This is a genomic window from Bremerella volcania, assembly GCF_007748115.1.
GTDB classification, from domain to species: Bacteria; Planctomycetota; Planctomycetia; order Pirellulales; family Pirellulaceae; genus Bremerella; species Bremerella volcania.
Genome location: NZ_CP036289.1, coordinates 6,004,164 through 6,026,517, shown reverse-complemented (window position 1 = coordinate 6,026,517; position 22,354 = coordinate 6,004,164). Strand labels below are relative to the sequence as shown.

The 22,354-nt window shown below is 55.1% G+C and carries 18 protein-coding genes; 14 read left to right on the top strand and 4 right to left on the bottom strand.

The features are described 5' to 3' along the window. The first annotated feature begins 69 nt into the window (after positions 1-69). From Pan97_RS24070 to Pan97_RS24040, 7 genes are all read left to right on the top strand, one after another. The gene (locus Pan97_RS24070; protein ID WP_196782205.1) at positions 70-498 is read left to right on the top strand and encodes a hypothetical protein; all 429 of its coding nucleotides are present in this window, start codon (positions 70-72) and stop codon (positions 496-498) included. A 257-nt stretch (positions 499-755) separates the two neighbouring features. After that, entirely contained in the window at positions 756-1,007 is a 252-nt protein-coding gene (locus tag Pan97_RS24065; protein ID WP_144977157.1) for a hypothetical protein, read from the top strand. Positions 1,008-1,059: 52 nt separating this feature from the next. Then, positions 1,060-1,257, top strand: a complete 198-nt coding sequence (locus Pan97_RS24060; RefSeq protein ID WP_144977154.1) for a Rho termination factor N-terminal domain-containing protein — start codon at positions 1,060-1,062, stop codon at positions 1,255-1,257. A gap of 359 nt (positions 1,258-1,616) precedes the next feature. Next, positions 1,617-2,726, top strand: a complete 1,110-nt coding sequence (locus tag Pan97_RS24055) for a PRC-barrel domain-containing protein (RefSeq protein ID WP_165698948.1) — start codon at positions 1,617-1,619, stop codon at positions 2,724-2,726. A gap of 180 nt (positions 2,727-2,906) precedes the next feature. Beyond that, entirely contained in the window at positions 2,907-3,104 is a 198-nt protein-coding gene (locus Pan97_RS24050; RefSeq protein WP_144977148.1) for a CsbD family protein, read from the top strand. Between the two features lie 281 nt (positions 3,105-3,385). Continuing rightward, complete coding sequence (locus Pan97_RS24045; protein ID WP_144977146.1) at positions 3,386-5,527, top strand: DUF1549 domain-containing protein; 2,142 nt, start codon at positions 3,386-3,388, stop codon at positions 5,525-5,527. A 70-nt stretch (positions 5,528-5,597) separates the two neighbouring features. Beyond that, positions 5,598-6,914, top strand: a complete 1,317-nt coding sequence (locus Pan97_RS24040) for a DUF1501 domain-containing protein (protein ID WP_144977143.1) — start codon at positions 5,598-5,600, stop codon at positions 6,912-6,914. Here the strand turns inward: Pan97_RS24040 and ribD are convergent. Continuing rightward, positions 6,911-8,017, bottom strand: a complete 1,107-nt coding sequence (ribD, locus tag Pan97_RS24035) for a bifunctional diaminohydroxyphosphoribosylaminopyrimidine deaminase/5-amino-6-(5-phosphoribosylamino)uracil reductase RibD (RefSeq protein ID WP_196782204.1) — start codon at positions 8,015-8,017, stop codon at positions 6,911-6,913. The genes Pan97_RS24040 and ribD overlap by 4 nt on opposite strands. Positions 8,018-8,020: 3 nt before the next feature. Next, positions 8,021-10,189 carry a tetratricopeptide repeat protein gene (locus tag Pan97_RS24030; protein ID WP_144977140.1) on the bottom strand — a complete coding sequence of 723 codons (2,169 nt, stop codon included), beginning with the start codon at positions 10,187-10,189 and terminating at the stop codon, positions 8,021-8,023. Positions 10,190-10,468: 279 nt separating this feature from the next. Here Pan97_RS24030 and Pan97_RS24025 point away from each other — a divergent pair, with 279 nt between their 5' ends. The 7 genes from Pan97_RS24025 (at position 10,469) to Pan97_RS23995 (ending at position 19,383) form a co-directional block, all read left to right on the top strand. After that, the gene (locus tag Pan97_RS24025; protein ID WP_144977137.1) at positions 10,469-13,639 is read left to right on the top strand and encodes a PVC-type heme-binding CxxCH protein; all 3,171 of its coding nucleotides are present in this window, start codon (positions 10,469-10,471) and stop codon (positions 13,637-13,639) included. Between the two features lie 147 nt (positions 13,640-13,786). Beyond that, positions 13,787-14,707: a hypothetical protein gene (locus Pan97_RS24020; protein WP_144977134.1), complete on the top strand. Its 921-nt coding sequence runs from the start codon at positions 13,787-13,789 to the stop codon at positions 14,705-14,707. A gap of 134 nt (positions 14,708-14,841) precedes the next feature. Continuing rightward, positions 14,842-15,858 (top strand): class II fructose-bisphosphate aldolase, encoded by a 1,017-nt coding sequence (fba, locus tag Pan97_RS24015; RefSeq protein ID WP_144977132.1) that lies wholly within the window; start codon positions 14,842-14,844, stop codon positions 15,856-15,858. Between the two features lie 116 nt (positions 15,859-15,974). Continuing rightward, positions 15,975-16,844: a pantoate--beta-alanine ligase gene (gene panC / locus Pan97_RS24010; protein WP_144977129.1), complete on the top strand. Its 870-nt coding sequence runs from the start codon at positions 15,975-15,977 to the stop codon at positions 16,842-16,844. A 24-nt stretch (positions 16,845-16,868) separates the two neighbouring features. Beyond that, entirely contained in the window at positions 16,869-18,212 is a 1,344-nt protein-coding gene (locus tag Pan97_RS24005) for a prolipoprotein diacylglyceryl transferase family protein (protein WP_144977126.1), read from the top strand. Positions 18,213-18,280: 68 nt separating this feature from the next. After that, entirely contained in the window at positions 18,281-18,646 is a 366-nt protein-coding gene (locus tag Pan97_RS24000; protein ID WP_144977123.1) for a cupin domain-containing protein, read from the top strand. 164 nt (positions 18,647-18,810) lie between these two features. Next, on the top strand, positions 18,811-19,383 hold the full coding sequence (locus tag Pan97_RS23995) for an RNA polymerase sigma factor (protein ID WP_144977120.1): 573 nt from the start codon (positions 18,811-18,813) through the stop codon (positions 19,381-19,383). 130 nt (positions 19,384-19,513) lie between these two features. Here the strand turns inward: Pan97_RS23995 and Pan97_RS23990 are convergent, their stop codons facing one another. Both Pan97_RS23990 and Pan97_RS23985 read right to left on the bottom strand, forming a co-directional pair. Then, entirely contained in the window at positions 19,514-21,235 is a 1,722-nt protein-coding gene (locus Pan97_RS23990) for a solute:sodium symporter family transporter (RefSeq protein WP_144977117.1), read from the bottom strand. 443 nt (positions 21,236-21,678) lie between these two features. Next, a complete protein-coding gene (locus Pan97_RS23985; RefSeq protein WP_144977114.1) occupies positions 21,679-22,317 on the bottom strand; it encodes a hypothetical protein in 639 nt (212 codons plus the stop codon). Positions 22,318-22,354 lie beyond the last annotated feature (37 nt).

Sequence of the window (22,354 nt, the reverse complement as noted above, 5' to 3'; positions counted from 1 at the left end):
CTAGTCGCCGGCAGCTGGATCTGAATTGAAAGCGTAATCTAAGTTCTACGTTAGAATGAAAGTAGGTTGATGAGAGCCTTGACCAACGCCGATTTGGAAGCCTACCTGAATGAAGAGTTGGCGGTCGAGGAAGCTTCCTTCGTGGAAGAGCAAATTCGCGACCAGCCGGAACTCAAAGAGCGACTGCTCGAAATCCTCTCGCGGCGTGATGCTGGGGTACATAGCCTGGGTGAGATTTGGCGGCGGCACCGCATTACATGCCCCACACGTCCTCAGCTTCAGCAGTATCTGCTGGGGGTCGTTGCTTCAGAAGAAGAGGCGAGCTACGTCACGTTTCACTTGGAACAAATCGGCTGCCGGATCTGTGCGGCAAACCTGGCCGATCTCATCAAAGCATCGGAAGAAGCAGATCAGAAGGCGGATCAAGAAGGTCAGTCGACCCGCCGCCGGAAGTATTTTCAATCGAGCGTAGGACGTCTTCGCAAAGAAGGTTCTTAACAAACCTTGTTCGTCGAACGCTCAAGTTGAGCGACTGCGAACCGCTCGGCTCCCTTTTCCGAAGTCGGTACGGCTAATCTACGTACTGCGTGGGTGCAGTTTGTCCCTGTAGCAGATTCGCTACCATCTCGCCGTGGTTTGGCACAGTGCTTGCATTCCATGGGTTCCTAAAATCCGTGGTAAACGGATTACCTGCTGCCGGAACCTCGCCCGTCAGTAGGCAAATGGAAAATAGAAGAGGGCTAGAGCCCGTCATCATGAGTAATCTCGACATCCATCGCACGTCCGTGTCCGCTTGCTTGAGAGCGAGTCGAATCCAACCCCCCTTGCCGGACGGATCGTTCATGATCGCCGTGAATGATCCAGTCGATGCGATCCACTCGGAACGACACCCTGAAGAGGCCGTCGATCGTCATCGCGAGACGATGGCGTTAGACCGCGTTTTCTGGTTTGCCGTCGGCTTGCTTATGGTGACCGGTATCGCGATTCGAATCTGGATGATCTTATAACGCGATCATAAGACCTGTAACCCGCACAACGAACTCTTGCTGGAATTTTGCCATGACAACAACTGCAACCCAAAGTTCTGATACGGCCAACGTAGATACCGATCATGGGACCCTCGCAACATCCGATAAACGTCTCGAGGAACGTACCGTCAAAGAGCTTCGCGAACTGGCAAGCCAACTCGGGATTCGCGGACGTAGTAAGCTCATGCACAAAGAGGAGTTGATTTGCGTCATTCGCCGTCGCTGGTAGACCATCGAATAAAATACACACGAAAAAGCAGGAGCCTGGTTGCCGAGCGACCAGGCTTTTGTCGTTCGAACCACCGCCAACGTCCAGCAATGAATTGCAAGTAATCCGCATGGATGAATCCATTCTATGATCTTCCGAAGTGGCAACGAGTTATGCAACAAATCGAAAGTTTTGCATCGAGTTGGAACGAGACGTGCAGAACTAGAGTTTCTGTTGGAACGCTTCAACGAGTAGGCGGTAACACTTGATACGTCAGGCCCTCGTCAAGCACGTTTCCCTAATGTACATCGCTTCAAACATGGCAGAACGAAGCGATGCTCCTTCAACCATCTGCCGATGACAATTCAAGGAGAGGTTCTATGTTACGCACCATTCCCGCAGTCGTTGCTGCTGCCCTGATGGCCGCTGGAAGCGTCACCTCATTCGCACATGCTGACGACAATTCAGTTGCCGATCCGTTCGCGGAACCAACGGCCGCAGCTGACGCTCCTGCAACCGACGTGGAAGCCAAGAAGCCAGTTATTTCCGCGGAGATCAATACGGAAAAGAAAACGACGGATAACGCCTCCAAGGTGGCGATCGCCACGCGAGCCAGCCAACTTCAGGGCATGACGATTCAAAACGAAGCTGGTAAGGATCTCGGTAACGTCCGTGATATCGTGATTGATATAGATCGCGGTCGCGTCAAGTATGTGGCAGTCGCCTATGGTGGTTTTCTCGGTCTGGGATCTAAGCTGTTTGCCGTGCCCTTTGAAGCCTTCGACCATCGTCCGGCTACCCAAGATAAAGATGCCGTACTTCTGCTAAAACTGAGTGAAGAGATGCTTCGTAAGGCTCCAGGATTTGACGCCGATAATTGGCCGAACATGGCATCGCCGGAGTTTGCCCTAGCCATCGATAAGCACTACGCAGACCGAGAAGGTGGAGTGAACGTAAAAGTCGGTCCTATTGACGTCGACGTCAATGTTGATCGTGAACCACAACGTACCAATGCGAACCAGGCAAACTCGATGGTTGTCCACCGCGCTGATGAATTAATCGGTATGGCCGTGGTCAACAAGGCCAATGAGAAGTTGGGTTCGATCAACGATCTCATGGTCGACATGTCCTCAGGCGACATCCGCTATGCCGCTCTTTCCGTTGGTGGTCTTGCTGGGATTGGCGATACGCTGCATGCCGTGGCATGGAAGAACTTCCGCCTAAAACACAATGCCCAGGAAGACTCGAATCAGTTGGTGCTCAACGCCAACCCAAAGACGCTTGAGAAAGCCAAAGGTTTCGATCAGAACAATTGGCCACAACGGGCCAACCCAAACTTCGATGGCCAGGCGAACCGAGTTGATGACCGCCGCCCGGTCGACGACAGTCGTCCGGCTATCGATGCTGACATTGAAGCACTAGGTGTAGACATCAACGTCAATGATGATGTGCCTGGGAGCGTTATCGACGCCGAAGTAGGTGTTGAATAATTCAGGAAGACAACCGTTCAGCGGAGGAACGATTCGCATGGACGTAATAAGTAACCACACCTGAGATGGATTTGCGAAGTGGTTGTTGGGCCAACGCCTTGGGGGAGACGTTCTTTGAATGCTTTCCCTCAAGGCTTGGCTTTTTTAGTGGGCTCATCTTTTTAGGTAAAGGAACCAGTCATGAATTGGGATACCATTGAAGGAAACTGGAAACAGTTTAGCGGTAAGGTGCGTGAGAAGTGGGGCAAATTAACGGATGACGATTTAGAAGTAATCGCCGGAAAACGCGATCGCCTGAGCGGCAAGATCCAAGAACGTTACGGCATTGCAAAAGAAGAAGCTGAGCGTCAGATCGACGAGTATCAACGCGCTACGTAGCTTTGTCTGTTGATTGAACCTTGGGGGCAACCCCGATGGAAGCCCGGAGTCATGGGCCATGGTTCTGGGCTTTTGTCGTTAAAGTCCTCGCGACTTGCCCTGAAGATAGAATCCTTGGTAAATAATGGGCTGTTAAGCCCCCTTATAGGCAATGCTAAAGATTCTCTATCACTTTTAGATTGACCCCACTTTTGTTTTTTTCTTACACTCAATGGTTCCTTCCTGTCTCCCTCCTTCGGGGACGTATGCCTTCACACCTCTGTTGATGGGAAAGCGAACCTATGCGGCTGCCACCTCACGGTTTCCGGATGCGCATCGCGAGTATTACCCTGCTTCTGCTGACGCCGGTCGTGCTGTGCGCGGCCGACTCGCTCGATACCAAGCCGCTACCGGGCATCTTGCTGGATAACACCGCCGCCCAGTTGATGGGACCATGGCAGACTTCAGTACACAGCAAGCCTTACATCGGCGAAGGCTACGTCCACAGTGGCGTTCCTGGTCAAGAGGAAGCGACCATCGGCAAGACGATCACCTTTCGCCAGAAGCTGCCTACCGATGGCAAGTATGGCGTTTACTTGGCATACAACGCCAATGGCAATCGAGCCGCTGCCGCTCCCGTTGAGATTCAACATGCGGATGGGGATGCCAAGCTGAGGGTGAACCAGCGAGAAACTCCCAAGGGCCCTGCCCTATTCCACTCGCTGGGTGAATTCAATTTCAACACCGACAAAGAGGCGGTCGTTGCGATCTCGGACAAAGACGCCCAGGGAATCGTGATTGTTGATGCCGTCCTTTTCGTGCCGGCCAGTGAGATTGCCAAACTCGACGCCGTGGGGAAGAAGCTTACTGCGAAGACGCCGGAAGCCAAGCCAGAGAAAAAGGAAAAGCCCAAGCCGGAAGTCGCTCCGGCATTCGTACGAGTAAAGAATAACGATGCCCGATTGCTGACGTCGGATGAACTCGACCAGTTGATTAATCGCGAGGCCCACCTGACCGAAACGACCGACATCGTCGATGACGAGACATTTCTACGGCGCGTCACGATTGATGTGATCGGCCGGATTCCGACCGAGCAGGAACGGGCCGACTTCCTCGCCGACACGAACCCTGCCAAGCGTTCGCTGCTGATCGATCGGCTGCTGGAAAGCCCCGAGTTCGGCACCAATTGGGGAACCTACTGGAGCGACGTCTTCAGTTATCGCATTCCCCAGCCAGAACTTACCTTTCTGGATTATCAGATCTTCCAGGATTGGATGGCCCAGCAAATGAACGAGGGCGTTGGTTGGGACGAGATTACCTATCGCATTTTGACGGCAACAGGGAAAGTGGGGGACAACCCTCCGGCTTTCTTCGTAGGTTTCCACCAGGCAAGTACTTCGCGACTAGCTGGCGAAACGACACGGGTTTTCCTCGGAACGCAGATCCAATGTGCCGAATGCCACGATCACCCGTTCGTCGATATCCCTCAAGAACGCTTTCACCAGATGGCTGCGTTCTTCGTTCGCACCAATGCCAAGTTGCCTTGGAATGACAGTGCTGAAATCGAAGTTGGCAGTAAGGACGCTGGCGAACATAAGATGCCAGATACCAACAAGACGATGATGCCCGCCGTCTTTGCTGGCGACCAGCTAGAGAAAGGTGTCAGCGACGTCAATCGCCGCGTTACCTTGGCCAACTGGGTTGTCAGCCCCGATAACGCACTGTTTGCCAAAGCCTATGTGAACCGCACCTGGGAGCGACTGATGGATCAGCCCTTCTGTGATCCGGTCGACGAGATCTCGGACGAGGCTGGCTTCCCCAGCTTGCCATCCGTTCATGATGCGGTGGCAGGCCACTTTGTCGCCAACGAGTACGATGCGAAGCCCTTGTTCCGGTTGATCCTCAATACCAAAGCGTATCAGCGCGAACTCGATTCATCGGACGAGGTCGTCGGGCAACTGGCATCGGCCGAACTTCGTAAGATGCGTGGGGATGTCGTCTTCAAGAATCTGGAAACGGCCATCGAGCTTCCCAATGTGAAGGGGGAGCAGATGAAGCCGACCGCTGAGATGCGATTCCCGCCTCCACCCAAGAGCACGAAGGATATCGTGAACGACGTGTTCGGCTACGATCCATCCCTCGGCAAGCAGTTCCGTCCGCAAACGATGCAGCAGGCCATGTTCCTGATGAACAACCGTCAGCTTCAAGATCAAGTCAATGCAGGCAAAGATCAACAGACGAAGCTGGCCAAGCTTCTCAAGGAAACGCCTGACGATCGCCAGGCAATTCAACGGCTATACATCAACGTGCTGGGCCGCGCCCCGGCGGACAAAGAGTTGGACATTGCCTACCAGTTTGTCCAAGAAGGAGCTTCGCGAGGCGAGGCTTTCGAAGATCTACTCTGGGCGCTCTTGAACACCGCGGAATTTACTACTCGCAAGTAAGTCCGCGTTAGTGCCCCTGCGTTTGTCCTTCCTTTGAGACCCGGCAGAATACGTTATTGAGGAACACGAGATGATTCGCCCTTTCTGGAATCTGGTAGCCGGACGAGATGGTGTCTCGCATCGCCGAGCGTTTCTCAAACAACTGATGACAGGGGCTGCTGCCGGCACGTTAACGCTGTCATGGCGCGATATGATGATCGCTCGTGCAAGCGAATTGCGTAAGACCGGCAAGAAGATGATCCTGCTGTGGATGGATGGGGGACCCAGCCAGTTCGAAACCTTCAATCCCAAGATCGGATCGCAATACCAGGGACCTGCGACATCGATACCGACTTCGCTTCCCGGGGTACACATTGCCGAGTACATGCCGGAAACGGCCAAGATGATGCACAAGATCGCTTTGATCCGCAGTATGAAGAGCAGCGAACGCGATCACTTCCGCGCCATCAAGCTGGTTCGCAGCGGATATCCGATCAATCCTTCGATTCAATATCCAACGTGGGGCAGCGTGGTCGCACGGGAACGTTTCGATCCAACCTACGACCTGCCAGCTTTCGTGCGAATTGGCAAGCCGCGAATAACCACGCGCGACATCAACAGTGGCGTGTTAGGGCCACGTTACGAGTCATTCAAAATCGATCAAGCCGGTACGCTGCCCGAGGACGTTTTGACGACGGTGCCTGAGCAGCGGTTGCGTCGTCGTTTGGATTTGTCGGCCCGCCTGGATGAGCAATTCGCAATGAGCGGCGGCGCCCAGCGTGTGGTTGAGAAGCAAGAGATTTACGAGCAAACTCAACGGTTCGTGCTAAGCCCTAAGCTTGAGGCGTTTCGCCTGGATAACGAACCGGAAAGCATTCGCGACGCCTATGGCCGCAACGAGTTCGGTCAGGCCTGTTTGCTGGCCCGGCGACTCGTGGAAACTGGTGTTAGCTTTATCGAGGTCTTCAGTACCGGTAACGTGAGCGATCAAGGATGGGATACGCATAAGAAAGGCTGGGACGAGAATCCCAAACTAGCCAACGGCGTCGATCAAGGTTACGCGATGCTTCTGCGCGACCTTGAGCAGCGCGGCATGTTGGAAGATACGTTGGTCGTCTGGATGGGCGAATTCGGGCGAACTCCCAAATTCAAACCGGACGGCGGTCGCGAGCACTACTCTGACGGTTGGATTACCTGCTTGTCTGGCGGCGGTGTTAAGATGGGGCAAGTGATCGGCGAGACCGATAAGGAAGGTGTCCACGTTACCGATCGTCCCGTCGAAGTGCAGGATCTTTTCCAGACCTTCTGTCATGTCTTGGGCATGAACCCACACGATGAATACGTCACCGATCAGGACCAGCCACTGGCGCTGGTTAAGGGTGGTGAAGTCATTCAGGAACTGTTCTAGAAGCCGGTAAACCCGTGCAGGCAGATCGTTTCCTGGTAGGATCTAAGATCGGTTCGCACCAGGCTGGCGGCTTCTTCCATGTTCCTAACGCCGTGACCACCGATCGGACTGATTGCATCGCTGCCCCCGGCAATTTTCGGCGAGATGAACGCGTAGACTTCATCGATTTGCCGGGCATCCCACAACATACCAAGCAGTTGGCTGCCTCCTTCAACGAGCAGATTGGTCATGCCTCGTAAGGCGAGCTGGCGAAGAAAATACTCCATTCGCTCGGCGTGGCCGCTCCCTTGGCAAACAATCAACTGGCAGCCTGCATGTGCCAGGCGGTCGAGGCGTTCTGAACGAGCCGATTCGGCAACTGCTACGATTACCGGTGCCTCTGAGATGGTCTCGATCAATCGGCTGGATGTTGAGAGTGTCGCCTGGCTATCGAAAACAATCCTTGCCGCCGTCCGCGGTCCAGGAGGGCGGGTCGTCAGTAAGGGATCGTCCAGCTTTACCGTTCCGCTGCCGACCATCACTCCATCGCAAAGTCCTCGGATGCGATGCACTTCCGCTCGTGCCGCTTCGCCACTGATCCACTTGCTGCTTCCACTGGCGGTGGCCAGCTTGCCGTCGAGCGTCATGGCCCACTTGGCGATCACCCAGGGCTTCCCCTGTTGATGAACTTTGGCAAACGGGGCATTCAGTCGAGCCGCCTCTTCACCGCAGGCTCCGACGCTCACTTGAATACCACTGCTGGCGAGAACCTGGATGCCACCTCCCTGTACTTTCGGGAAAGGGTCTTGCATGGCGATCACGACTCTGGCCGGTTTCACTTTCAGCAGAGCATCGGTGCACGGAGGCGTTTTGCCGTGATGGCAACAAGGCTCAAGCGTTACGTAGACGGTACACCCTTCAAGCGAAGCACTGCCTGCGTTGGCAATCGCGTTGACTTCGGCGTGTGGTTCGCCGAAGCATTCATGGAATCCCTCGCCAACGATCCGACCGTCTTTAACGATCACACATCCAACCATGGGGTTGGGTTCAACCAAGCCGCGACCCTGCTCGGCGAGATCTAACGCTCGCCGCATGAATCGCTGGTCGTCGTCGGCGATTGCCATGGTTTAGTCCATTCCTGGCAACCAGAGTCCCGACTTCTTCTCTTCGCCACCACCAGCGGCCGGTGGTGCGGACTGAGGCGGAGGTCCGGCAGGGGCACCGGGTGTCCAGAGGCCGCCCTCTGCTTGCGGTCCGCTTTGCGCGGGAGGAGGCCCCGCTGGCATGCCGCCAGCCATGCGACCGTCTGGCGTAATCAGGCCGAAACGTTGCAGTACCCCAAATAGTGCCTGGGCGGTTTGCGGTTCCTGGGCGTACTTTGACATCAGCGTTTGCATCAGCATTTGAGCTTCCTGCATTTCGCGACGTTCGAACCGCATCGAAAGCTCGGCGACCATCCAGAGGCCGGGGGATCGGCCCTGTTGGACGGCTTCTTCCTGAGCCTTCTTGAGGTTCGCGAGAGCCTGATCGCTATCGGTCGCGGTACGTGCCAGTTCGCCGTAAAGTTGCGATCGGTCGATCTGATCCTTGAGCGACTCTCGAACCAACAACTCATTGGCCAGGACTTCGACGGCCTTATTGAGCCCGCGGATCACGCTGCGGCCGTAGCCTTGAATCAAGTCCTGATCGGAAAGCTGAGCAGCCGGCAAGCGATGCAGCCGTGTGATGGGTAGGTTGAGCACATCGAGGTTCTCGGTCGATAGCGTCCCGGCGGCTGGCAGGCTCAGTTTTTCTCGCAGTTCGGCGAAATCAAACTTCCATTTTTCCTGCTGGCCGACCATTTCCAGGGTCAGTACTTCCGCTGCCAATGGCAAACGAAGTTCAGTATCCTTCGAGGCTTCCAGCGGAGTCTTGCCGCTGAGGGTTTGCAGGGGGAAGTTAACCCACTTTTCGAGAATGACCTCCCGACGCTTTTCGGTCATGAGCCGGTTGCGGACTTCGTTGGGCGTGTCATCGGGCAGACGCCACTGCCAGTTCATCAGGTCCTGCAGAGCGAAGATACGGCCTTGCACGTCTTCGCTAACCGTTGGATCGATTGTGTCGCCACAGATTTCTTTGAGCGTGCTGATCGCTTCGTCGAAGCTTGGCCCCTTGGCTGACGTGAACTCGATCCGTGCCGGTCGGTCGGTTTCCTTGCCGAATACCAGCAGTTCGCCCAGAACGCTCGAAACGTTTTCCAGGGTGAGATCGACGCCAGACTCCTTACGAGGTTTGTCCAATAGCAGGTAAGCGGCTCGTGGTGGCGGGGATTCTTCGGTACCAAGCTGCGAAAGATCGATGGGCAGGTGCTCGCACCGTTCGTCGACGCGTAGCTTTTCCAGCAGCGGTTCCATTTCGTGAATGGACATCGATGCGTTGACGACGTCGATCTGTTCTTCGTCCTGGTCGGTGAGTGCTTTGGCAAGTGCTTCCGCTTCAGTGGCGGTTTCAAAGTCGCTGCGCTGCTCGGCGACGGCATAGGTGTGCAGCGTCTTTGCGGCGACGTCATCCTGTCCGAGACTGAACTGCAAGGCCGCGATGTTTTCGAGAATGGCCGGGTTGCGAGGTGCACCGGCACGCAGCTCTTCAAATTGCTTGAGCCCCTTGCGCCATAGGCCTTGGGCCGCATCTTGCAAGGCTTTGTTGAACTCTTCATTGCGTGGGAAGTCGGCCGGGCATTCGGCGAGCGTCAGATCTTGTTTCAGGAAGATCGGAATCTCTGGCGAGTTATTCAGACGCATCAGCATCTGCATTGGCATGTTGTCGTCGTCGGGGGCCAGGTTCGACTGCAGCGTGAAGTGGCTGCGAGCCCCTAGCACTTTACCCGTCATCAACAGCATCTGGCCGACCGCCCCGAACGCATCGTAGAGCGATGGGTGCAGGCGTTCTTCCGTTTTTTCGAGTGCCGTTTGAAGCTCGTCGATCGCTTCGTCCCCTTTGCCCAACGAGGCTTCCAGCGTGGCCTTGAGCGCATGGGCTGCAGGATTGTTGGGGTGCTTTTCCAGGAATAGATTGACCGCTTCTTCGGCCTTATGTTCGTCGGAAAGCTGAAGGTTGAGGATGGCGTTGTAGAATAACGGCACCGAGTGATCGGGGTGCTTTTCCAGCATCTTGCGAACGAAGTCGAGACAGGCCACGCGCTGCTCGCCTTGCAGCATACGTTCGATCTTTTCGATATCGGCGACCATGTCCGGGCAATAGAACTTGATCTTCTTGTTGGTGCCGCACGGTGGATAGGCGTAAGCGTCGATAGTCATGCCGACTTCCGTTGGTGAGTTTTCGTGATGGTTCGCAATTGCGTATTCTTCAGCCGTTCAGTCAGGCGGAGATGTTTCCAGGGAAACTCGGATGGTAACAAATATATGTCCTGCTGACGAGAAGCTTCATGGCTTTCAGGGAATCCCGGATGCGGGAATTTACCCCCAAGTTTGCAGCCCCTAAGTTCCTTCGAGTAAAGTAGAATTTCACTTGACCGGTTCCCTGGATCAATTCCTCCTTTTTCTTCATCGCATCCACCGTACCCCCCAGCTTGTTTTATGCGAAGCCTGCTCATCCTGCTGTTCCTTTCCGTTCCGGTTCTGGCCGATTTTCCCGAGATTCATAACTCGGAACGGGATAAGGACGCCCAACCGATGCCGCCGAAAGAAGCGGCGGCCAGCTTTGAAGTGCCTGATGGTTTTAACGTTGAGGTTGTTTTCGCCGAGCCGGACGTGCAAAACCCGATTGCCATGACCTGGGATGCCCGAGGTCGGCTGTGGGTGGCGGAGAACTACACCTACGATCAACCCAGCATGCGGTTCGATCGCAGCATGCGTGATCGGGTTCTCTTTTTCGAAGATACTGACCGCGATGGCAAATTGGACAAGCGAAACGTCTTCGTCGATGACGTGCAGATGCTTACCAGCGTCGAGGTTGGGCTCGGCGGGGTGTGGCTGATGTGCCCTCCGCAAGTGCTGTTCATTCCGGATGCCGATCACGATGGCAAGCCGGATAGTCGTGCCAAGGTAGTGCTCGATGGTTTCACGGTGGCCAAGGATAACTATCACAACTTCGCCAACGGTTTGCGATTCGGTCCTGACGGTTGGCTGTACGGCCGCTGTGGTCACTCGTGTCCGGGGCTGATTGGCGTGCCTGGGACGCCTGACGAACTTCGACAGCCGATGGACGGCGGCATCTGGCGATACCATCCTCAAACCAAGCATGTGGAAGTACTGACCTGCGGCACAACCAATCCATGGGGGCACGACTGGGACGAGCATGGCGAGATGTTCTTCATCAACACGGTCAACGGTCACCTGTGGCATACGATTCCAGGGGCCCACTTCAAGCAGGCCTTCACGCTCGATAAGAACCCGCACGTCTACGAACTGATCGATCACCACGCCGATCATTGGCATTTCGACACGACCGGAAAATGGCAAGATTCGCGGGCCGGAGCCGCAAATGAGTTCGGTGGTGGCCATGCCCACGTCGGGATGATGATTTACCAGGGGACGAATTGGCCGGAGGCGTATCGAGGCAACCTGTTTACGGTCAACATGCACGGCATGCGGGTGAATCAGGAAATCCTGGAGCGCGAAGGGAGCGGTTACGTCGGCAAACATGGCAAGGACATCCTGATCAGCGGTGATCCTTTCTTTCGCGGAATGGAACTGAGTACCGGGCCAGACGGTAGCGTCTACATGATTGACTGGAGCGACACCGGCGAATGCCACGATCACACCGGCGTGCATCGTACGAGCGGACGCATCTATCGCATTTCGTACGATGGCGCCAACAAGGTACCCAGGCCGCCAACGGGTGATTCTTACTTCTTGAATCCCATGGTGCAGCAACTGGATAACAACTGGACGCCACGAATGGCTCGTCTCGTTTTGCAAGAGAAGTATCTTGCTGGCGAAGACATGGGGCCACTGGTCGAGTTGCTGAAACCGATGGTGCTGGAATCGACGCCCGAGCAGGCACTCACGTCGCAGGAAAAGCATGACCGGAATCGATTGCGGTACTTGTGGACACTGCATGTGATTGGTGGCACGGACGAAGAGCTGCTTTTGAAACTGTTGGATGATAAGAACGAGTACATCCGTGTGTGGGCGATTCGCTTGCTGACCCAGCAGTGGCCGCTTGATGGAATCCTCGGCCCAGTGCCCTACGATGAAGCAGCTCAGAAGGTTGTCGCCGAGAATGCCCAGCAGAGATTGCCAAAGCTGACCGAGATGGCGAAGAACGATAAGTCCGGTCTGGTTCTGCTGACGTTGGCCTCAACGCTTCATCGCTTGCCGGTTTATGACCGCTGCCAAGTAGCAACGGAATTAGTGAAACATGCCCAGTACGCCGATGACCACAATCTTCCTTTGATGACATGGTACGGACTGATTCCTGTCGCAAATCAGCCTTCCAAACCCTTTCAGACTCAGGCCGGTACGGTGCAGGCAACCGTAGTGCGGGAACCTGGCATGAAACCGGACGGGCTGGTTGACGTAGCTATCGCTTCCACTTGGCCTACAACGACGAAACTGATCGCTCGTCGGTTGACGGAAAGTATTGATAAGGACCCCATTCCGATTAACAACCTGATTGTCGCGACCAGGGACTTTGATACTTCCAAAGCGAGCGACGTGCTTGCTGGAATGAGTGAAGCCCTGCGAGGTTGGTCGAAAGCGCCTAAGCCGAAAGATTGGGATGCCTTGGTGACTAGTTTCAAGAGTGCTGAGGACCCATCGATTCAGCAATACTTGCGGGAACTGGGCGCCTTGTTCGGCGATGGTCGGGCCCTTGATGAACTCCGCAAGCTGGCCATGAGTGGCGACACCGACATGCAGATTCGCCAGTCGGCGCTCGCTTCGCTGATTGAAGCGAAGCCAGATGATTTGCGTGAAATCTGCGAGAAACTGGTGTCGACTTCCAATTTGAATGTGGTGGCTGCCCGGGGGCTGGCCCTGTTCGACGATCCTGATGCCGCCAAGCTGCTGGTTGACAATTACCGCCGCTTTCGCGAGCCGCAGCGACCTGAAGTTCTCGCGATTCTGCTTTCACGACCGACATCGGCCAACGTGCTGTTGGATGCGATGGAGAAGAATCGTATTCGCAAATCGGACGTGACTGCCTTTCATGTTCGCCAGATGCGAAGCTTAGGAGACGAAGCCCTCTCGAAACGAGTCAACGAGGTGTGGGGCGAAGTGCGTGAGTCGAGTGAAGAGAAGCAGAAGGCGATGGCGTACTGGAAGGGGCGACTCACCGAGGAGACCCTTTCGCACGCCAATATGGGCCAAGGCCGCGTTGTGTTTGAAGGATTGTGTGCCAAGTGCCACCGTTTGTATGGCGAGGGAAGCAACATCGGACCAGACCTGACCGGTAGCAACCGCAGCAACCTCGATTACCTGCTGCAGAACATCATCGACCCTAGCGCGATCGTCAGTGCCGACTACCGGATGACGGTTTTGCAAATGGATGATGGGCGGGTGCTAAGTGGGATCATCGCCGAGCAAACCGATCGCACCCTGACGCTACAAACGCCGACCGATCGTGTAACGGTCGAAAAGGAAGGGATTGAAGCTCAGAAGAAAACGGCCCTCTCGCCGATGCCGGATCTTCAACTGGGGGCAGGGCCCAATCAGCCAGGCGGGCTGCTGACCGATGAGCAGTTTATCGATCTGATTTCGTACCTGAAAAACCCTGCTCAAGTACCGCTGCCGGCAGCAAACTAGTCGATCTCGAGTGGGCCACTATCCTGACACTGCTAGCACCCGTCAAACATCGCTTGCCGTGAGTTGACGGTTTCTCTAGTATCTGCCTGCCCCGCGATGCGCGCAGGGGGCTCTCCGTTTACCACCTACGATGAAAACGCTTCTGGCATGGATGCTCGAAGGATCGCCGCTGTACTGCTATTTGCGATGATGTTCGCAGGCGGCTGTCGTGCGCTATGGCATCCAGAAGAAGACGTTCCGCCGAGCGAATTGCCTTCCGCTCCCATCGCCGCGGATACCGTATCGCTGGAAATTGCCCGGTTATCGCTCAACAGCGTCGACCAGCAAGACCTCGGTGACATCTGGAAAGAGATCGATGAGCAAGCCATCCCTTTGGACAAACGCCGGGAGCTAGTTGCCAATGGTTTCCGCGTCGGGATCGTAGACTTCCACTTGCCGGCACCCCTGCGGAAGATTCTCAGTGAGAACGAAAGCAAGAAAGGGGCAAGCGGCGGGGACATGGTGCGAGTTACCGGTGACGAAAAGGTGGCCATCAATTATCGCCGGTTCCCGCGTGGCAAACGAAGCGAGTACGTCATGGTGCCAGCTCAGGAAGAGATATCGCTTCTGGAAACGGTCAACGGCTCGCTACGGGGCGAGACGTACTACAACGCCGAATGCAAATTCATTCTCAAGACGTTTCCCCAGAACGACGGCCGCGTGCAGATTGTCGTAACTCCCGAGATCCACCACGGCCAGCCGCGCCAACGAGTTGAAGCCGGACAAGGCATGTTCCGCTTTGAAACGCGGAAGGAAACGAAGGTGTTCGAGCAAGTCGAATTCATTGCCATGCTTGAGGCAGGACAGACGCTCGTCCTCAGTGGAACGAAGGATGTGAAAGGGGTGGGTAAGTCGTTCTTCGAGCGAGAAAACGGCGGTTCACCGCGTCGACAACTGCTGCTAATTCGCTTGGCTGGCTCACAATTCGACGATCTTTTTCAGCCTCAATCATCGGTCAAGGAAAATTTGCCCCTTAATGAGGACTCTACGGAAGGTCTGCTTCCCTCCCATTTTGACAGCGCCGAGTAGCCATCTACAGGGGATTGACCCCACGCCGCAAACTCTCTGATAATAACGACTTTGAATGAAATAGTCGGGCTGCCCTAGGGGGCTTTTGGAATCCTCACGCAGCCGTGTTAATGCTTTAACTCGGGAGATACCTCATGGCTTTGATTCCCCTACGGGTGCTACTGGATCACGCAGCCGAAAATTCTTATGGCGTGGCTGCCTTCAACGTCAACAACATGGAACAGATCCAGTCGATCATGGAAGCCGCCAAGGAAACGGATTCTCCAGTGATCGTCCAAGCTTCCCGTGGTGCTCGTAGCTATTCGCAAGACAACTACCTCCGCCACCTGATGCTGGCCGCTTCGGAACTCTATCCAGAGATCCCGATCGTCATGCACCAGGACCACGGCAACAGCCCTGAAACCTGCATGAGTGCCATCGAAAATGGCTTCACCTCGGTGATGATGGACGGTTCGCTGAAGGAAGACGGCAAGACCCCGGCCGACTACGATTACAACGTCTCGGTCACCAAAAAGGTGGTCGAAATGGCTCACGCTAAAAACGTAAGCGTCGAAGGCGAACTGGGCTGCTTGGGTTCGCTCGAAACGGGTACCGGTGAAGCCGAAGACGGCCACGGTGCTGAAGGCGAACTGAGCCACGATCAGCTGCTGACCGATCCGGAAGAAGCCGAACGATTCGTTGCCGAAACGGGCGTCGATGCGTTGGCGGTTGCCATCGGTACCAGCCATGGTGCTTACAAATTCACAAAGGCCCCAACCGGCGACGTGCTGGCCATGGATCGTATCGAAGAGATCCACAAGCGTCTGCCGAACTGCCATCTGGTGATGCACGGTAGCTCCAGCGTTCCGCAGGAACTGCAAGACATCATCAACAAGTACGGCGGTGCCATGAAGCAGACCTACGGCGTGCCGGTTGAAGAAATCCAACGCGGTATCAAGCACGGCGTTCGCAAGATCAACGTCGACACCGACAACCGCATGGCCATCACTGGTGCCATCCGCAAGGTGCTCGCCGAGAACCCAGCTGAATTCGATCCTCGCAAGTACTTGACCCCGGCTCGCGAAGCCATGAAGCAGGTTTGCATCGATCGCATGGTTGCGTTCGGCCAAGCCGGTCAGGCCTCGAAGATGCGTGAAGCCAGCTTGGTTTAATGCCAAGGTGACAAGCTAAATCACGAAAAGGGCTGTGCATCTCGCGCAGCCCTTTTTTGTTGTGTTTACGATCGCCAATCGCGCGAAAGTTTCTCCATCTAATGGCGTGACACCCCATGGCTGCTCCACCCCGCGTATTTCATGAACCCGCTCAACTTCGTGCCGAAATCCGACGAGTCCAGGCGGATGGTAAACGCGTCGGCCTGGTTCCGACGATGGGCGCTCTGCATCCAGGGCACTTAAGCCTCGTCGCCGAGTCTCAAAAGTCGTGCGATCTGACTGTCGTCACGATCTTCGTGAATCCCACCCAGTTTGCCCCTGGCGAGGACTTCGCCAAGTATCCGCGGACGCTCGATGCCGACCTGGAATTGCTATCGGAATTCGCCCCCGTTTGGGCGCTGGTCCCGGAAGTCGACGCGATGTACCCGCCAGGCAGCACCACCGAGGTGAAAGCCCCCGAGATCGCCCTGCCACTGGAAGGGATATTCCGCCCAATCCATTTTGATGGGGTCGCGACGATCGTGCTGAAGCTCTTTCAGGTGGCGCCTGCCGACGCGGCCTTCTTCGGTCAGAAGGATTATCAGCAGGTTCGCGTCATAGAAGAGATGGTGCGCGATTTGATCGTGCCGATTGAGATCGTCCGCTGTCCGATCGTCCGCGAAGCGGACGGGCTGGCAATGAGTTCGCGAAACCGCTACCTGTCTCCCGAAGAACGTGAAATTGCGCTGAGCATTTCGCGAAGTTTACACGATGCGGTTCGGCAGATCGAATCAGGCGAGGTCAACGCCCGGTTGCTACGGGATGAAATTGAGCAGGCCCTCCGCGGTGCGGGAGTTGGTGAAATTGATTACGTTTCGGTTGCGTGCCCGCGTACACTTAAATCGGTGGAGACAATCGAGGGAGATGTCGTTATCCTGGTGGCTGCCAAAGTCGGAACCACTCGGTTAATCGATAATGTGCTGGTCTCTTTCCCGGTCTCCCAGTAGTTTCTCAAGCCCCCAGAATCCATCGTGCAGCGTACCCTGTTCCTCATTCCTGTTCCGGACGACCTGTTCGGCCTGCCGGTGGTGGGCATGGGGTGGTTGTTGATCTTGTGGGGGCTGATTGTCGCCGTATGGATCTTCCTGCTTTCCCGAAAGCCGACTTTCATGCAGGAACTGATGGGGCATCTGCCGCTGTTCGCAGTGGTCGCGGCAGCGATCGTCTACGTGCTACCGATGCTACGTGTCACAGAAGGAGATCAGATCGGATTTCCCGTGCGGGGATATGGCGTGCTCCTGGTGTTCGCGATTGTTTCCGCTGTGGGCTTGGCGGCCTATCGTGCGCAGCGTATGGGGCTGAATCCGGAGGTGATTTTGTCGCTGGCGATGGTGTTGATCATTTGCGGCGTGGTCGGAGCGCGTCTCTTTTTCGTGATTCAATACTGGGAGAACTTCTATCGTCCTGGTGATTGGCGGGCAACGGCTCAAGAGATATTCAAAGTCACCGAAGGGGGAATCGTGGTGTACGGTTCACTCATCGGGGCGGCTGTCGCCTTTGCTGTGTTCTGTTATCGAAAGCAAATTAACGCATTGGCCTTGGCCGACTTGATCGCACCGAGCTTAATGATCGGTATGTTTTTCGGCCGACTCGGCTGCTTCATGAACGGCTGTTGTTACGGTGGACTTTGTACGCTTCCTTTGGCCGTACAGTTTCCCCAAGGTATTCCACCACAATACACGCCACCCTATGTGCGGCATATGGAGAACGGGGCATTCTACGGGCTGCTGTTTGTCCAAAACGACGAGGGGCAGGTGATTGTCGCAAATGTCTTGCCAGACGCAGCGGCCAGCAAGACCGGCAAGTTTGATGTGGGCGACGTCGTGGAAAAGATCGACGGCTATCCGCTGCAGAGTGAAGAGTACAAGCCGCTAGATCTTTTGAAGAATCGTTTCCTGGCTTCGTGGATGAAAGAGGGGCCGCGTAAGGGAACGCTTGAGATCACGCTGGCTGGTAAAGGGGACGTGGCGCTCCACGTCGACGAGATGCCCAAGGCCTCGCTGCCGATTCATCCCACGCAAATCTACAGCAGCCTGAATGGGCTCATCCTTTGCTTATTGGTATTGGCTTACTATCCTTTCCGCAAGGCGGATGGGGAAGTGATTGCGTTGACCCTGGGACTCTACTCGATTGCCCGCTTTTTATTGGAAGTCATCCGAACCGACGAGTACGCCATTGGCGGGACAGGACTGACCATTTCCCAGAACGTGAGTGTGGTTATCCTGGTGCTGGCGATCGGCCTGTTTATTTTCGCTCGTATGCGAAAGCAACCACTTGCCTGGCCACGCGAAGCGGCGCCTAATGCAGGATCTTAAGCTCCTTCGGTTTTTTCCGGGGCGCTGAAGATCGACATCCAAGAACATGCTAAAAGGGTGCCCCAACCATGCCCATCCACATTTCTGCCCCAGCCGTGATCGAAGCCGCTGGGAACAAGCCCAAAGTGATCCAGGAGTTCGTCGGCCGCGTCAACTCGAAGACCGACGAGGTAAGCATTGCTCGGATGGTCAGCCCGAGCGGCTGGGTTGAGCCTGGGCAGACGCCACAGTTCGATGAATACACCGTCGTCCTCCATGGAGAGCTAACCGTCGAGTCGAAAGAAGGTGTCCAGGTGGTTTCGGCGGGTCAGGCAATAATTGTGAAAAAAGGGGAATGGGTCCGCTACAGTAGCCCTCATCCCGATGGTGCGGAATATATCGCCGCATGTCTACCGGCTTTTTCTCCCGAAACCGTTCATCGCGATCCCGAGTAAGATTACGGGCTACCTTATCCTCGAAATGACGTGCTGTTTCAGCTACGATAGAACTGTTCTTTCCCATTCTCCGGCGAGCGCAGACGCGCGGTAAAGAGTTGCTCTTCGGGGAATCTTCTGACATCCTTTGCTCCTCGACTCATACCACCCCGGCTACATCGTTCGTGTCTGACGACTCGCTCCTGATTCAGCGCATTCTCCAAGGCGATACGTCCGCCTACGAGGAGATTGTGCGCTGTTACCAGCAGCGATTGTTCAACACGATGGTAAATATTCTTGGCTCGAAGGAAGACGCCGAGGATGTCGTGCAGGAGTCGTTCGTTCAGGCCTATCTCAAGCTGGGTACGTTTCAGGGAAACAGTGCTTTTTACACTTGGCTGTATCGCATTTCGTTCAACATTGCGATCAGCCATCGTCGTCGACGAAAGAAGGTTCACTCGATCGATCAGGTACGCGAAGAAATCGGCAACGAACCGGTCGATCGCAACGAAGGGCCTGGTCACCGAATGGAGCAGCAGGAGAACATTCGTCAGGTTCACACGGCACTCGAAAAGCTCTCAGAGGAACATCGAGACGTCCTGGTGCTGCGTGAACTCGAAGGGATGGACTACGACCGCATTGCCGATGTGCTGGAACTGCCGGTGGGCACGGTGCGAAGCCGCTTACACCGCGCAAGGTTTCATCTGAAAGAATGTCTCGAAGTGATGATTGCGCAGTCGGAACGCGGCTTGCCTTAGGTGTCGCTCAATCGTCGCCCCCACTGGTTTCGTCCATGTCAAAGAGCCCAAGAAAAAATAGAGGGCTTAAGCCAAGACGTCCTGCCAGATCGCCTGACCCAAGCCCTCTCGGGTGGAGCAATTGCCACGGTTAGTCGATTTGAGCGGCGCTTGCTGCGGCAGACTCCGCTGGAGTAACCGGAAAGATCGTGTTGACGCTCGCGAAGAAGGCATAGATGCCGAACACGATCACGATCAGGCCAATCCCCAGCGGCTTCGCCAAAGGCCAACTGGTCATGTCGACGGCACCGGCATCTTTCTGCTCGTAGGGTGTTTCCCGCGGAGCAACTTGTGCCATCAGCAATTGGAAGCCGACCAGCAAGGCGAACATGAGCCCCAGAAAGTGAAAGTCGTAGAACGGCTGGTTCAGGTCAATGGCTGCATCTTTTGTCATCGGCTGAATGACAAAGTAGAAAATGGCGATTGCAACAAACCCGAAGATCAGAGCGGCATCGGCTGCGATCTTCGGGGCTCGCTTCGAGAGCATGCCGACGAGAACCACGGAAAAGATCGGGATAAAGTACAGCCCGTTCATTTTTTGGAGGTAGCCGAAGATGCTATCTTGTCCGGCGAGCAGCGGGGCAATCGTCATCGAGACAATAGCCAGGATCGTTCCGAAGATTTTCCCGGCGTGAATAACGCGTTCATCGGACGCGTTCGGATGCAGCATTTGTTTGTATACGCCCAGGCTGAAGAGGGTAGCCGTGCTATTGAGAGCCGAGTTAAACGAGCTAAGGATGGCGCCAACCATCACCGCAGCGAAGAAGCCGGCCAGCCACGTAGGCAACACGTCGCTGACCAGGGTACCGTAAGCCTTATCGTTGGCGATCGTTCCCCCGTAAAGGTGAAACGCAATTAAGCCGGGGATCACGAGAATCAGCGGAGCCAGGATCTTCAAGACTCCTGCCAGAAGAACCCCCTTTTGCCCTTCTTTCAGACTGCTTGCACCAAAGGTTCGCTGAATGATCTGCTGGTTCGTGCACCAGTAAAACAGATTCAAAAGCAAGACGCCGGTGAAGAGCGTGGATACGGGTACCGATGAGTCGGCGCCGCCGAGTGAGTTAAACTTCTCGGGGTTGGCCACGTACATTTCTTCGACGGCGGCAAAGATGCTCTCGCTGTTAATGGCGCTGAGCCCGAAAAACAGAATCATGAAGCCACCCACGAGTAGACCGAAGCCGTTGAGCGTATCAGAAACGGCAACCGTTCTCAGCCCACCAAAAATCGCGTAAAGCGAACCGATGATACCGATCATCCACACGGCACCCCACAGGATCGCGTAATCTGCCGTCCCCATGGCATCGGCGGGAGCATTCGCCGCAACATCGGCACGTTCGATACCAAGGATGCCTTTCACGTCGAGAATCCCCGTCAGGCCTGTCGCTCCGGTGTACAGAATGATTGGAAGCAAAATACCAGCATAGGCGACGATAAAAATAATGGACGTAATCGCCCGGGTTGAGTCGCCAAAACGCTCTTCTAGAAACTCTGGGACGGTCGCGATTCCGCTTTTCAGATAGCGGGGAAGAAAGTACAGGGCCATCACCACCAGGGATGCACCTGCCAGGACTTCCCAGGCCATCACGCAGATACCGTCCTTAAAGGCCGCCCCGTTCAGGCCGACCAATTGTTCGGTCGACAGGTTGGTCAGCATGAGAGAACCGGCAATGTATCCCCCAGTTAGCGTTCGGCCTGCAAGAAAATAACCTGCCGAAGATCCGTGGTCGTCCTTTCGTGTCAGCAACCAAGTAACGAAACCCACCAGTGCCGTGAAAAAGACGAACGAACCGAGGACGATAACCGTTTCAAGCATGGGGCTGCCTGTGATTAGTTGCGGGGGCATGAAGAGTGAGGAAACCGTTGAGGTTAACCGGTACGGGTCTCAACGCAATGAGAAAAGTGCAATAGGCGTTGAGAAATTTTGCGATATTCAGACTCGAGGTGCAATCCTGCGATGGACATCGGCAGCCAAGGCGATTCATCGCATTTACTCAAGCCATGGTGATTCAGCAGCGGCATGGCCGGGGAGTCGAGTGCAGAATTCTTTCTGTTTTATTCAATTAACCACATCGGATTTAGCCGATGGATTAACTAGAGACCCACTTTCGTCGATATTCGGCAAACCACAGAGAACGTGGATGCGTTCTGCCTAGAATAATCGTAGGCACAGAACTTTTTGCGAGAGGCGAATCATGTTTTTTATCGTTTCGATTCTGCAGCAGCAGCGGAAGCAGAAATAGCGATCAATCCGATCAGCTAATTTCCCTCAGTTAGTCCATCATCCGTCTTGAACTTTGGGAAGGATGTAGGGTTTTCTCCAAGTGGAACGAGGCGGAGTTCGCTAACAGCGAACTTTCCGATCAAGGGAAGTCCAACCATCTCTATCTCGACCTGATATTCTTTTGGGGCGTCGAGCGTGATCTCTCCCAGGCTTGTGGTCGCCAGCATCTGATCGTTATCGCTGAGTTGAATATCGTCTTCCAAATAGCGATTATTCCCGAAATACACGCGCATTCGGGCCTCCTGTGTGGGGCCTGTACAGATGGCATCCACTTCGACCTGGTAAGTTCCCGGGGCAGAAAGGTGAATTTGCCAGAGGACCCTTTGGTCGCGGCTTTTGAAGCCCGCGATTTGGTCCCATTCATTGAGATCGAGGCCTTCTCCCAACACTTTTGCGGTCAGTGGCGACAGGCGGACCGAACCATCTGAGTCTTGGTAGATTGCCGGGGGCAGAGATTGGGCGATAGGATCAGAAGAATCCTTATTTGTTTCAGGGGCAATGGACACGGATTTGACGGCGTTCGATTTGGGTGGAATTGTCGCTTGCGGGGAGCGGTTGCATCCAACGAAAAGGCCCAATATCAGCAAGGTCAGAGGGAAATTGAGAGTGGACAAGGTGTCAGTTTTCTTCCGTCGAGTAGGATTCGTGGTT